The sequence below is a fragment of the Brevundimonas sp. TWP3-1-2b1 genome, from assembly GCF_049896165.1.
In the GTDB taxonomy this organism is placed as follows: domain Bacteria; phylum Pseudomonadota; class Alphaproteobacteria; order Caulobacterales; family Caulobacteraceae; genus Brevundimonas; species Brevundimonas subvibrioides_B.
Map to the genome: position 1 here is coordinate 1 of NZ_JAFCTT010000027.1, position 12,632 is coordinate 12,632.

Here is a 12,632-nt window from a genome sequence, read left to right on the forward strand (position 1 = left end):
CATCCCGAACTCGCCGCCTGACATCCGCCAAGCAGCCATCGTTAGACATCAGGAATGAGGGGTCCTTATTCGACGCCCATCACCCCGCTAACGGGGTCCCTTTTCCACGCCGATCCACAGAGAATGAGCCGTGCACAGGTGACAGCACCGCGAAGGGGCCGCCCCGCAACAGGAGCGGCCCTCCGCTGTTTCGTGACCTACCAGCGGGCGTGCTGGACCCGTTGGACCTGGTACTCGATCCGGTCGAGCCGGGCGTTCAGGTCATAATGCTCCCGGGCCGACAGGCCGTTGCGGGCGTAGTGGTACTCAAGGCTCTGATACTGCTGCAGTTGGCGCGACATGGCACGGGCCTCGCGGCGGTGTAGGGCTCCGTTCCAGGCCAGACGCTCGATGTGGTCCGACAGGGCCTGGGCGCGGTACTGGAGGTTCTGGGGGGCGTAGCTACGGCCGTAGCCGGAGTGCTGGCCGTAACCGCGGCCATAGCCGTAGTCTTGGCCGTAACCCAGCGAGCCGAAACTGAGGGTCACACCCACGTTCTGGGCCAGTGCCGGGGTCGATGCCAAGACCGCGGACGCCGCCAGAACCGGAAGCAGGGCTTTCCTGATCATCGCGGTCTTCATTGCAATTTCCTTTCTAGGCCGGGGCCATCCCCGGTCGATGGAAACACAAGACCACACGTGGCCTGACCGCAGTCTGAGGGAACCGTTGTCCAATAGTCAGGAATCGGGGGGTCACGTCATCGGGCAGCGCCAACGCCCGGACCAGGCAGCGCGGCGCATGCCGCCCTGTTCCGACTTGTGAGTTACGCCGCGTCCGCCAATCGCGCGCCGCCCTTATCTGCTTCAGCAGCTATGGCATGGATGCGTCTAAGGAGCTGTTCGGGGTTGAACGGCTTGGTGATGTGACCATCCGCGCCTGCCTCTCTTCCGGCGGCGATATGCTCAGGCAAGGCGTTCGCGGTCAGCATCAAGATGGGGATGCGCTTGTCGGCAGCAGTTTGCTGAGCGCGGATTTCCTTAACGGCAGTCAAGCCGTCCATAACAGGCATCTGCATGTCCATCAGAATTGCGTCGAAGAGCTGTGTTTGCGCAGCGAGGACCGCCTGTAGCCCATCTTCGACACAGGTGACGTTTATGCCAACTGAGCTGAGAATTAATTCTACCACGCGTCGATTGGTGGGGTGGTCATCCGCGACGAGGACGGACAGCGGCGTTTCTCCCTGCCAGGCCGGGGCGCTAGGGGTTTGATCGCTCTCCCCCATCAAGCAGTCTGGGAGATTCAGGTCCAACCAGAAGGTTGATCCTTCGCCCGGCGCACTGTCGCAATCGAGCGTACCCCCCATCGCTTCAGCGAGACTTTTAGATATGGAGAGACCCAGCCCGGTGCCCCCAAAGTTCCGCGTGATCGATCCATCAGCCTGCTGGAAACGCTCGAACAGGGCATGTTTGGAGGCCGGGTCAAAACCCACGCCTGTGTCTGTCACCCAAATCCGCTGACGGGTTTCAACGCCTGCGGTGAGACGGATAGTCACCTGACCGGATTCGGTGAACTTCACTGCGTTTGAAACGAGGTTGGTCACGATTTGGCGGAGACGGGTTGGATCACCCATTAGGATCCGATCCTGACTCTGGTCGACTTCAACCTGCAACCGGACGCCCTTTTCGTCAGCCTTTAGGCGTAGCAGCGCCGCCACGCTCCGCACGAGATCGCCCGAATGGAAGGGGGTCTCCTCCAGGGTCAGACGTCCTGCCTCGATCTTGGCTGTGTCCAAGATGTCCGAGAGCAAGGCTTCCAGGGTATCGCCCGAGGTGGCGATCAGGTTGGCCGCTTCCTTGTTCTCCGCCGACAGATCGGCCCTTTTCAGCATATGAGCCATGGCGACGATCCCGTTTAGGGGCGTGCGAATTTCATGGCTCATGTTGGCCAGGAACTCTGACTTGGCCGTATTGGCGGCGGAAGCTTCCTGCTCCTTTTCCCGAAGGCCGTCGGTCAGCTCATTGAGTTGGCGTTCCGCCTTCCACGAACCGACAGCCGATGACGCAGTGAACAGGATCAGGAGAACCATCGCGGTCAGCGTCTCCAATCTTGCGCTCGTAACGGGAGCGAGGAACGGGACGACAAGCAAGGTGGCGACCACAGGAGCCGCAACCGCGATCATATGCGCAAGGGAGCGATGGCAGCCGCGGACGATGTAAACCAAAACGCCGCAAAGCAGCGCAAGCGCGACGGCACCACCATGCCCACCTTCCGACAACCACCAAAACGATGCGAGGGCCGCCCAGGAACTGGCAGCGATTGTTGAACTGACCAGTCGCAGAGTTCGGCTGCCGACCGGGTAGAGCTGACGCATTTTCTTGGCCGTCGCAACGCGCAGGAGGATTTCGCCGAGGGCGAAAAGACACATCCAGAGCGCCAACTGTGGAGCTGACATTTGCTGCATCGAAAGCAGGAAGACCGCTATGGCCGCAAACAGACGATCACGGAATTGGACTCGCGTGGCGTCCGCCGTATCGTCGAACGATCGGTCAAGTCCCCAAAAGCTTCGCGTCACATCCATCCCCCCGAAGACGAGCAGGCGATGTTGGCGCAAGCAAATGAAAAAGCTATGAAAGTGGATAAGGCTTATTGGAAGAGGGAACAATCTCAACACACCAGAGAGCGTTCATCTGAGGTTTCAAGCGTCCGCTTTTAACCCTAGCCGCATTCAGGAAGGTCTGCTTCCGCGACATGGCGGTGAGTGTCCGGTTTCCGGCCTGATGCCAGTGTCGTGGTCCGACCCTGAGCAGACCTTCTGGGAGTCCGCTCACGAAGTCTGGATAGGGGCGTAGGGGTGGTGCGTCCGCGCGGCCTTGCTATGCTGCCGCATGCCGATGAGCCCAGATCACCAAAACCCTTTCTGGCCCACCCCGCCGAAGCCGCACCGGAAGACAGCTTTGCGTTGGATCGTAGCCGCCGTGGTCTGCATCGGGATCGCCAGTTTCGTGAGTCGTTATCTCTAGTCATTACGTCTCAACGGTCCGGATGATGGATCGCGACTGGTCCGTTCCGGTCTCGCGTAAGGCGACCGATGATCCCGATCTGGTCGCGGTCGATGTGGCGATCAGCCCGGCCGGGACGACAGGCGGGACGGTGCGGCTGTCGGGCTTCATCGACCGGTTGTCGGGACTGGCGTCATGAGCCCGGAGCGGCGGGACGAGATCGCGCTCCGGGTCGGGAGCGTCGTCGTGGTCGGATCGCTGGGCCTGGCGCTGGCGGGGCTGACCTGGCGGCTGACGGGCTGGGACGACGGGCGGTCGGAAGTCGCGGTGGCCGAGAGCCTGCCACCGCTGGGAGGCACCACGCCGGGCGCGGACGCCGACGTGGCGCGGATCGTGTCGCTGGCCCCGTTTGGCGGCGGTGCGTCAACGTCACCGGGCGGACTGCCGTCGTCCACACTGGGGTTGGTTCTGAAGGGCGTTCTGATGGCCTCTCCGTCGAGCGCCTCGTCAGCCCTGATCGCAGTGGGGGAAGGGCCGGCGACCCTGTACGGCATCGGCCAGTCGCCTGCGGCCGATGCCGTGATCGAGGAAATCGGCATCGACCATGTGATCCTGAAGGTCGGTGACGGGCGCGAGCGGCTGGACTTTCCGGCTCCCGTGGCAGGACCTGATGCGGCCGGAGCCGCCGTGACGCCGCCCGGTGCCGGGATCACGGTGACGCCCGCACCGATGGCCCTGTCGCAGCGGGCCCAGGCCGCCCTGGCCAGCGCCTCCCCCATCGCGTCGGCAGCCGCCGCGGCGGCGGACCGGCCCGCGCCGAGCGTCGATACCGGTCCAGCACCGAACGTGGCGGCGGCGGCGGGGGCGGCGGGCGTGACGGCGACGTCGGGCGGGTATCGCGTCGGCCCCAATCCTTCGGCCGAGTTGCGTCGCTTCGGCCTGCAACCCGGCGACGTGATCGCCTCGGTCAACGGCCAGCCGGTCGGCAATGCCTCCAGCGACCAGCAGTTGCTCGAAAGCGCACGGTCATCCGGTCAGGCCCGTGTGGTGGTCAATCGAAATGGTCGTAGTCTGACCCTCACCTTTCCCCTTCGCTAGGAGCCCGGCGTGACCCAGTTTCTCCGCCTGTCGACGACCAGCGTCCTTGCCCTATCGATGATGATCGGCCCGGTGGCACCGATGGCTTCGTTCGCTCAGACCGCCGTCGCGCCACCCGAACGGACCTGCACGATGTTCGGGTAAGGTGCGTCCGTCGAATGCCGGCCATCTAGCGTCAGGCTAATGAGCGGACCCGACCCAAGGCAGCACACTCTGAGCGACGCGCCCCGACAAAGTCCAACTTTCGCGCCGCAGCCGCATTCTAGGGCTCGTGACCGTAGTTTGACTGCGCCTCACCCTGTCGTGAACACCATCATCAACACGATGCTCACGCCCAAGCTCCAACTCACCGCGATGGCCGTGGCTTGGGCAGCGCGCAACTTGAGTTCGAACCTGCGGTCTTTGATGTTTGGGCGGGCCGCAATCGGGCGAATGGTCTTGTTCATTCGACCAGAACGGGCGAGGTGGGCTCGAGGTTCTGCGGGATAGTCAAAATCATCAAGGTGCGGCCTGACCGCAACATGAGGTCAGTTCCTAGTCACGTAGGGCGCGACACCGGAGCCCCTGGATGAAGAACATCTTCAGGGGTTCGGCTTCGGTTTTGTTTCAGTATTTCAGAAATCAGGAAGACTGATACAAATTTCGGTTCACCGAAATTGTCAATGAAATGCAATGAGCACGGAATAATTTATGGCAAAGCTGCAACCGCTCCGCTTCTTGGGGGGTATCTAACGGTGCAACGACTTCATCCCTCCGGAGGATTCATAAATGTCCAAGACCGATATTATAATCAATGCGCTTGATCTTCGCGTCGCGCGACGCGACGAGCGGCGTCGTTTCTTTAAGGTCGGCGGAGGCTTCGCCGTGGGTGCCATCGGAGGTGCTGTTCTGGGCGCATGCTCCAGTTCCAGCGACACGGCTGTGGCTCAGGCTCCTCCAGCGGGCGCTGCGAACCTGGATGTCGAAATCCTGAATTTCGCGCTCCAGCTCGAGTATCTTGAAGCCCAGTTCTATTCGTTCGCCGCATTCGGAACCGGGCTTGCGCAAAGCTCGCTGAGCGGAACGGGCACGCAAGGCGGGGTCATCGGCGGCCGTCAGGTCGCCTTCTCCGATCCCCTCGTTCGCCGCTACGCCAACGAGATCGCCAAAGATGAAATCGCGCACGTCAACTTCCTGCGCACCGTGCTGGGCAGCGCGGCCGTCGCCCAACCGGCAATTGACGTAGGCGGCACCGATCCCAACGGCGCCTTCTCCAGTGCTGCACGCGCGGCGGGCCTGGTCGGACCGGGCGTCGCGTTCGATCCGTATCTGAACGACAATAACTTCCTGCTCGGTGCCTTCATCTTCGAAGATGTCGGCGTGACCCTTTACAAGGGTGCCTCCCCGCTGATCACCAGCAAGGTGTTCCTCGAAGCCGCCGCCGGGCTTCTCGCCGCCGAAGCCTATCACGCCTCTATCGTGCGCACGACCCTGTCTGCAAAGGGCATTGCCACGCCGTCGCTTCTCACCAGCGCCGACGCGATCTCGAACGCCCGCGACAGCCTGGACGGTACCACCGACCTCGACCAAGGCATCAGCCCAATCGGGGCAGGCAGCGCCCAGGAATCGAACATCTTCCCCAGCGATTCCAATGCTCTCGCATTCAGCCGTACCGTCGCACAAGGGTTGAACATCGTCTATCTGAAGGCGGGCACAGGCCAGACCAGTGGTGGCTTCTTCCCAGCCGGCCTCAACGGCCCACCGGCGTTCCGTACAACCTGACGGCCTCAAGACTCTGACGTGACCCCGCCGGTGGAGACGCCGGCAGGGTCACGTCCGCGTGCCTGACAGGCCTCGCAAAATCGCAGCGGCGAGGCCTGTCCCATGGAAACGGGTGACACTCGAGCACGATCGCGAGACAGATCTTCGACCCCGGCGAGGGTCACCGACTGGTCGGATGCCGGCACCCGTCGCGTTTGCTTGACCCGACCGCCACTTGAGGACCGCGCCACGCGCCAACGGTTGCGAAACGCCGGGTCCTCCCATGAGAACCCGGCGTCCGATCAGCTTTCAGCGTGGGAAACCTAGAAGCGGTAGTTCATGCCGATCCGCACAGCATGAAGGCCGAACCGGCCGTTGGAACGGCGTGTGTCCGTGCCGGTGATGTTGGGCGTGAGAACAAACGGATTGGTCGCGATCGCGACGCCGCGCCCGACGCGGATATCGAAATCAGGCGCTTCCAGCGAGGTGTAGAGATATTCGCCGGTCACGCTGAGGTGAGGAGCGAGCATGTATTCCACGCCGCCTCCGGCCTGATAGCCGTCGGCCTGATCGTCGTTCACCGTGTCGGTGAAGCTGTTCTGGGTGTTCGACGAATAGAACTGGTTTGTCATCTCGCCGGTCGCGCCGCCGGCCGTTCCGTAGAACAGCGCCGGGCCATAGACGTACCCCAGGCGGGCGCGGAGGGCGGCCAGATGGTTGAGCTTGCGTTCAAAGGTATAGGAGGCCGGCGTGGTCGAATAGGAGGTCACGCTGTCCTCGGCACCCGCGAAGCCAGAGTATTCTGCTACCGCGCCGACCACGAACGAACCGAATTGGAAGTCCCAGCCGATACGACCGCCGCCTTCCGAGCCTTCGGCGTCTCCATCGCAACCGGCGGCAGGGACACTGCTGTTGGGCGAGCCGCCGCAAGAGCCCGGGCTGAAGGCGTCGGCCCCGGTCCCAGTGGTGACGAGGTCGCCGAAATTGCCGTCGAGGTTGCGATCGAAGCGCAGACGCTCGTCGTCCTGGTCATTGGTCACGGTCGCACTGCCGTAAACACCGACGTAGGGGCCAGACCAATCCTGGGTCTGGGCATGGGCACCTGTTGCGGCCAGCATAACCACCCCCCCTACAGCGCAGGTCAATGTCTTTTTCATTGGCATTCGTTCCTGAAAGTCGCAGCCGCATCTCGAACGCGAGAGACCACTCCTCCGATTGAACCAACGGGAGAAACGAGCCGTCGTTCCGAGCCGATGGGCTGGATCCAGTTGAGAGCATCGCAGCGGTCCAGCCTGCTTTGACAATAATGCCGGTTCACCAGCCCCGAAGGCCTCTTGGCAGAGACTACCTTTTGGAGATGCCTCAAATGTCAGCTATCGCGACAAAACGGTCATGTCCGGTATCCACCTCTAAGCGACGGTCAGGAGGTCTGCTGTCGGGCCTGGCGGTGAGAGTCTGGTTTCGGGCCTGATGCCAATGTCGTGGTCCGACGGTGGGCTCAACTGATCGCCTCAACACACTCGGCGAAGGTCTCCGCTGGCGTTCGATAGAGCAAGGTCTTTCTGGGCCGTTCGTTGAGCTCACGGGCGATGGTGCTGAGCTGGGCCTGGCTGTGCAGGGACAGGTCGGTCCCGTGGGGCAGGTACTGGGGCAGCAGCCGGTTGGTGTTTTCGTTCGAGCCGCGCTGCCAAGGTGATCGAGGATCGCAGAAGTAGACCGCGACGTCCGAGGCGACGGCCAACCGCTTGTGATCAGCGAGCTCCTTGCCCCGGTCCCAGGTCAGGGATTGGTAGAGTTCGCCGGGCAGCTTCTTCGACTGTTTGATCAGGGCGGTGACAACGCTTTCGGTGTCCTTGTTGGCGACCTTGACCAGCATGACGTAGCGCGAGTGCCGCTCGACCAGGGTGGCGACGTAACGGTTGCGGGAGCCGCCGACGAGGTCGCCTTCCCAGTGGCCGGGCACGGCGCGATCCTCGACGGACGCGGGCCTCTCGCTGATGGAGACGGCATCCTTGATCTGGCCAAGACCTTGCCGCTTCAGGCTCGCGTGCCTTGAGCGGCGGATGGTCCGCCGGGCCCTCAGGTGGTCCAGCAGTTCCTTCTTCAGCACCCCTCGGGTCTGGATGAACAGGCTGCGGTAGATGGTTTCGTGCGACACCTGACTGTGCGGCTCCCTGGGCCAGGTGCGCTTGAGCCAGCCGGCGATCTGCTCGGGCGACCAGTTTCGCCGCAGCTTGGCTGATACTGTCCGCGCCAGAGCCGGTCGGCAAGCCAGCTTGCAGCGCTTGGGACGCCGTGCCCGGTCCCAGGCCGCTTGATCGGAACCTGTCGCTCGATACCGTTCCGGTCCGCCGTTGCGCAGAACCTCGCGACTGATCGTCGACGGTGATCGACCCAGCAACCGGGCGATCCCACGCAGCGAGCAGCGGGTGCTGAGCCCTCGCGATATCTCTTCCCGCTCGCCAAGGCTGAGCGCCTTCGAAGCCCGCTTCCGGTCTGGCGGCCGGATGCCGCCCGTTGGCGAAAGCACCGAGAACACCGACGAGGACTCCCGATCGAACCGCCGTCCGATCGAACTCATCGACTCGCCGGCCTTCCAGCGATCCCAGATTTCAGCCCGCTGGGCCGCCGAGTAATAGATCCGCCGCCGCTGCTTCATGACCCACGCTCCATCTCCGAAGAAAAGCTAGCGTGTTGCGGTCACCGGTTGAGCCCACCACCCAAAGCGGATGACGTGACCCCCTGAAACTCCTCCAGGAATAGCTAGGCTCAGGACCCATTGATGTGATGCTCTCGATCTGATTCGGGCTCTGCGAGGAGACTGGATATGAGCGACCACCTTTACTGGCTTACGGACGAGCAGATGGCGCGGCTTCGGCCGCACTTCCCCAAGAGCCACGGCAAGCCCAGGGTAGATGACTGCCGGGTGTTGAACGGGATCATCTTCGTCAACCGCAACGGGCTTCGCTGGCGTGACGCGCCGCCAGCCTATGGCCTGCACAAGACGCTGTACAATCGCCGGAAGCGATGGAGCGAGGCCGGCGTCTTCATCCGGATGATGGAGGGGCTGTCAGGTGCCCAGGCCGAACGGCGCACCGTGATGATCGACGCGACCTATCTGAAGGCGCACCGCACGGCTTCGAGCCTGCGGGTAAAAAAGGGGGGCTCGGGCGACTGATCGGACGAACCAAAGGCGGCATGAACAGCGGATGATGCCTGGTCCTGGCGCTTTGCAGGCATAGTGCTGCAGCGGTGGCCAAGGTCCGCTGTCCACCGATACCGTTGAAAAGGTCGGCTGGCTGACGAGGCGTCGCTGCTGGTTGATCAGGCTGTGACGAGATCGCGGGGCTCGGGGTCCTTCAGGCGGGTGCCGGGGCGGTCTGCAACTGGATCAGGCGGGCCATTTTCCGCAAGTTCTGGGCGGTGGCGGCGAGGAGGAACTCGTCGCGGGCGCCGCAGGGACCGCGAAGGCGCAGCCGGTCCAGCCTGAGGATGCGCTTGAGGTGTGCGAACAGCATCTCGACCTTCTTCCGCTCGCGTCGGGAGGTGACGTAGGCGTCGGTCCTGGCGATGTCGCGGGCGATGTCCCTGGCGTCTTCGTGGATGGAACGGGTCACCTTCCGAGCCGGCCCGTTGGGGCAGCAGTTGGGCTTCAGCGCGCAGGCGTCGCAATCGATCTTGGAGGCGCGATACCGATAGGTGTCATTCGGCGGAGGATCGGGATGATCGGCGCGGAAGGCTCGCCGATATTGCTTCAGTTCCTTGCCGCCCGGACAGCGATAAAGGTCGGCGGCGGGATCATAGGTAAAGTCGGCTCGGGAGAAGGTCCCGTCCGTCCGGCCAGACTTGTCGATGATCGGGATGTGGGGTGCGATCCCCTGGTCGTCGATCAGCCATTCCAGCATCTCGGCCGAGCCATAGGCGGTGTCGGCGGCAAGGCGATCGGGGTGGAGATCATGCCTGTCCCGAACCCGCTCGATCATGGTGCGGGCCGCAGTCAGCTCGGCCGGCCGCACGGCGGTGGACGCCTCGACATCGACGATGACGGCGTACTTCAGGTCGATCAGGTAGTTGGTGGCATAGGCGAAGAAGGCCGGCCCCTTGTTGGCAGCGGTCCAGCGCGCGGCTGGATCCACCGGCGAGATGAACTTGGGCGTTACCGGCGTCGCCCCACCGAACGCCGCGTCGTCCAGCACCGCCAGATACTCGTCGATCGCCCGGCTCGACGCCTCGGGCGGCAAACCGGGATCGCCAGGCACGCTGCGCTCGCGGTTCGCCTCGGCCTTGATCAGGCTGGCGTCCACGGCGAAGCCCTCGCCGCCGACCAGGCCTTCCAACATGCACCGGCGCAGGACCGTGTCGAACAACTGGCGCAGTAGATCGCTATCCCGGAAGCGGCCGTGGCGGTCCTTCCGGTCCAGGACTGTGAAGAGGCCTACGGGGTCGCAATCAGCCTGCTGCGGATCCAGACCCTGACCCCCGACGACTTTCAGGCCGACATCGTCGGTCGGATCGAGCCTGAGGGTCGGCTTTCGGGTTTCGACGACGGTCTGCACACCCTGTCCGGTTATGGCGAGGTCACCTGTATCGACGTCAAATCGATCCGTCGTTCGCCGCAAGAGGGCTGGGTCCGTGCCGAATACAAGTTGCGGCGTCTGCTGGGCCTGAACGGGCCCGGCCGGGCATGCGGTCCTTCGCACCGTTGGCGATTCTCTACCCATCCCTCCGTTCGCAACCTCGCCGCCGGGACTGCTCGCCCATGAAGATCGCCATTGTGATGCCGCGCGGCAGCCGCTTCTGCCCGGACCATCCCAACTCCATCGAGACCGTCGTGGGGACCCTGCTTGCCTCCAGCCGGTACCGTCGCTCGACCACGATCATCTGCGACGAAGGGGCCAGCCATACCGGATCGGCCAATGTCGTCACGGTCCCCAAAGGCCTCGGGAGATCCGCGCGCAACAAGGCCGTGGAGGCCGTGCTTCGCGCTACCCGACCGGACCAGATCGAATACCACCAGCACCTGAAGTCGGCAGCGGACATTTCCCGACGCTTCCCCGACACGCCTCATGTCCTCTATCGCCACACGCGCGTGAAACCCGCGCGTCATCCGATCGAGGGCCTGCGCTACCGGGCGCGCCTGAGACAGTTCGAAAAACTGGTGTTCGTGAGTCAGGCGGCGAGGTCGGAGTTCGTCCGTGACTATCCCTCGTTCGCAGACAGGGCTGCAGCGATCTGCAATCCCGTCGATGGCTTGGCGTGGTAAGCAGACCCCGCCGCAAAGGAAAAGCGGATCGTTTTCGCCGGACGACCGACACTTGAGAAAGGGTTCGACCTGTTCTGCACGGCCTTGGCGGACGTGCTGGACCGCGCGCCGGAGTGGCAAGCCTCGCTGATGCTGGCGGAATGGGAAAGGCACGAAGACTGGGCGGGCCCCTGGCTGGCCGGACTGACGCGGTTTGGCGCGCGGGTGCAGGTCGTTCGTTCGGCACCTCTGGCGCGGGTCCAGGACGTGACCCGCCGGGCCGCGATTGCGGTCACGCCGTCGCGAGTGCCGGAAGCTCTGGGCCTGAGCGCGCTGGAAGCCCCTGCAGCAGGCGCAGCGGTCGTCTCGTCGGGACGCGGGGGTTTAATCGAGGTCAGCGGGCCGCACGCCGTCTATGTGGAGCCCATCGAAGCCAGTGCCCTGGCCGATGCCGTATGCGCCCTGATCCTGGATGACCATCGGCGCCTCGCCATCGCCCGGGCAGGACAGGCCTATGTCGCCGCCGTGCATTCGCCGGCAAGCCGGGCGGTCCAGCTGGACCTGATGCGCGCCGAATTGAGTCTCTCGCATTCAGCGAAAGCGGCCGACATCCGGCTTGGCAAGCGGAAGGCTCGTGTTCCTGGCAGCCTCCTCAAGGCCTCTTCGGTCTAGACCGGCTTCAGTCCCCGAGATGCGGACGAGAGCGTATCATTCTACCCTGACCAGACTGTCATAGACGTGGGTGACCGCATCGAAGGTAACCCGTGATGGCAGGCCGGCAAAGGGCGCCGGCGAGAACCAGATAGCAGTAAGACCCGTCAGTACAGGGTCTGCGATCCGATCCGTGTTCCAGCCCAGAAGCAAGCGTCCGGCCGGCCGCAGGATTTTGGCCATGGCCGCCAGGATCCGGGTCTGCTGGTCAGTCCTGTCGACCCCATGCCCCAGCACGCCGTTGCACAGGATCGCGTCAAACGTCAGGCCATTGAACATCTGATCGACCTGACAGGCGTCGCCGGTCCGATGATGACCCGAAACGCCCCAGCGCGCAGCGCGCGGGTCGATGTCGGTCGTCCAGACCTCGGCACCGGCGTCCAGGAGAGGCGGGTAGTCATCACGGTTGTAGCCTCGACATCCAATGACGAGGATTCTGCCCGCTTCCTCAGCGAAGGCCGGGATCAGAACCTGCGCCATCATGACCCGGTCCGGCAAGGCGACGATCTGCTCGGCACCCGACGACCGTGCCAGCTGACGACCGAAACCCCGACCTAGCCAACGCGCGATACGCGTCAAATCGTCCATAGTGATCTTCCAACGGCTTCGGAGACGCCAGGATACGTTGTTTGGAGCGGGAGGGTGACGACGAAACACCGGAAGCGAGGCGAGGGCGGTGGTGTTCGACGACATCGAACGCCTCACTTCAGCCGTTCGCCCGATGGACTTGGAAAGGCTGGCGGCCTTAGAGCCTGAACGAAAAAGAAGTTGGGTGATTTCAGTTCGTTGTGATTCTGTCGGAGTTGCGAAGCTTCGATGGAGACCACGATGGCCTGGACCGAAACCACCCGCCACCAGTATCG

The 12,632-nt window shown here is 63.5% G+C and carries 12 protein-coding genes and 3 pseudogenes; 8 read left to right on the forward strand and 7 right to left on the reverse strand.

Translation table 11 applies throughout. The features are described 5' to 3' along the window. Positions 1-197: 197 nt before the first annotated feature. Complete coding sequence (locus ACP7AB_RS16565) at positions 198-620, reverse strand: hypothetical protein (protein ID WP_425993065.1); 423 nt, start codon at positions 618-620, stop codon at positions 198-200. Positions 621-802: 182 nt separating this feature from the next. Further along, the gene (locus ACP7AB_RS16570) at positions 803-2,590 is read right to left on the reverse strand and encodes an ATP-binding protein (protein WP_425993067.1); all 1,788 of its coding nucleotides are present in this window, start codon (positions 2,588-2,590) and stop codon (positions 803-805) included. Between the two features lie 431 nt (positions 2,591-3,021). Here ACP7AB_RS16570 and ACP7AB_RS16575 point away from each other — a divergent pair, with 431 nt between their 5' ends. Genes ACP7AB_RS16575 through ACP7AB_RS16585 form a run of 3 tightly spaced genes read left to right on the forward strand, consistent with a single transcriptional unit; the run spans position 3,022 to position 4,220 of the window. Continuing rightward, on the forward strand, positions 3,022-3,177 hold the full coding sequence (locus ACP7AB_RS16575) for a hypothetical protein (protein ID WP_426046194.1): 156 nt from the start codon (positions 3,022-3,024) through the stop codon (positions 3,175-3,177). Next, complete coding sequence (locus tag ACP7AB_RS16580; RefSeq protein ID WP_425993071.1) at positions 3,174-4,076, forward strand: type II secretion system protein N; 903 nt, start codon at positions 3,174-3,176, stop codon at positions 4,074-4,076. The genes ACP7AB_RS16575 and ACP7AB_RS16580 overlap by 4 nt, the downstream gene beginning before the upstream one ends. A gap of 9 nt (positions 4,077-4,085) precedes the next feature. Then, positions 4,086-4,220 (forward strand): hypothetical protein, encoded by a 135-nt coding sequence (locus ACP7AB_RS16585; RefSeq protein WP_425993073.1) that lies wholly within the window; start codon positions 4,086-4,088, stop codon positions 4,218-4,220. A gap of 149 nt (positions 4,221-4,369) precedes the next feature. Here ACP7AB_RS16585 and ACP7AB_RS16590 read toward each other — a convergent pair whose 3' ends face one another. After that, the gene (locus ACP7AB_RS16590) at positions 4,370-4,522 is read right to left on the reverse strand and encodes a hypothetical protein (RefSeq protein WP_425993075.1); all 153 of its coding nucleotides are present in this window, start codon (positions 4,520-4,522) and stop codon (positions 4,370-4,372) included. Between the two features lie 322 nt (positions 4,523-4,844). On the opposite strand from ACP7AB_RS16590, the gene ACP7AB_RS16595 reads away from it, so the two are divergent. Then, complete coding sequence (locus tag ACP7AB_RS16595) at positions 4,845-5,837, forward strand: ferritin-like domain-containing protein (protein ID WP_425993077.1); 993 nt, start codon at positions 4,845-4,847, stop codon at positions 5,835-5,837. Between the two features lie 302 nt (positions 5,838-6,139). Here the strand turns inward: ACP7AB_RS16595 and ACP7AB_RS16600 are convergent, their stop codons facing one another. After that, complete coding sequence (locus ACP7AB_RS16600; RefSeq protein WP_425993079.1) at positions 6,140-6,934, reverse strand: outer membrane protein; 795 nt, start codon at positions 6,932-6,934, stop codon at positions 6,140-6,142. A 380-nt stretch (positions 6,935-7,314) separates the two neighbouring features. Beyond that, the gene (locus ACP7AB_RS16605) at positions 7,315-8,475 is read right to left on the reverse strand and encodes an IS30 family transposase (protein WP_425993081.1); all 1,161 of its coding nucleotides are present in this window, start codon (positions 8,473-8,475) and stop codon (positions 7,315-7,317) included. Positions 8,476-8,643: 168 nt separating this feature from the next. Between ACP7AB_RS16605 and ACP7AB_RS16610 the strand changes: the two are divergent. Next, a pseudogene (locus ACP7AB_RS16610) lies at positions 8,644-9,023 on the forward strand (IS5 family transposase); the annotation flags it as partial. 152 nt (positions 9,024-9,175) lie between these two features. Here the strand turns inward: ACP7AB_RS16610 and ACP7AB_RS16615 are convergent. Then, positions 9,176-10,228: pseudogene (locus tag ACP7AB_RS16615) on the reverse strand (transposase); the annotation flags it as partial. Between ACP7AB_RS16615 and ACP7AB_RS16620 the strand changes: the two are divergent. The 3 genes and pseudogenes from ACP7AB_RS16620 to ACP7AB_RS16630 form a co-directional block, all read left to right on the forward strand. Continuing rightward, complete coding sequence (locus ACP7AB_RS16620) at positions 10,217-10,579, forward strand: hypothetical protein (RefSeq protein ID WP_425993086.1); 363 nt, start codon at positions 10,217-10,219, stop codon at positions 10,577-10,579. The pseudogene ACP7AB_RS16615 and the gene ACP7AB_RS16620 overlap by 12 nt on opposite strands. Then, a complete protein-coding gene (locus tag ACP7AB_RS16625) occupies positions 10,576-11,079 on the forward strand; it encodes a glycosyltransferase (RefSeq protein WP_425993083.1) in 504 nt (167 codons plus the stop codon). Before ACP7AB_RS16620 ends, ACP7AB_RS16625 begins: the two co-directional genes overlap by 4 nt. Positions 11,080-11,103: 24 nt before the next feature. Next, positions 11,104-11,730, forward strand: a pseudogene (locus tag ACP7AB_RS16630) (glycosyltransferase); the annotation flags it as partial. Positions 11,731-11,766: 36 nt separating this feature from the next. Here the strand turns inward: ACP7AB_RS16630 and ACP7AB_RS16635 are convergent. Further along, on the reverse strand, positions 11,767-12,632 hold an 866-nt coding region (locus ACP7AB_RS16635; RefSeq protein ID WP_426046195.1), incomplete at its 5' end, for a class I SAM-dependent methyltransferase.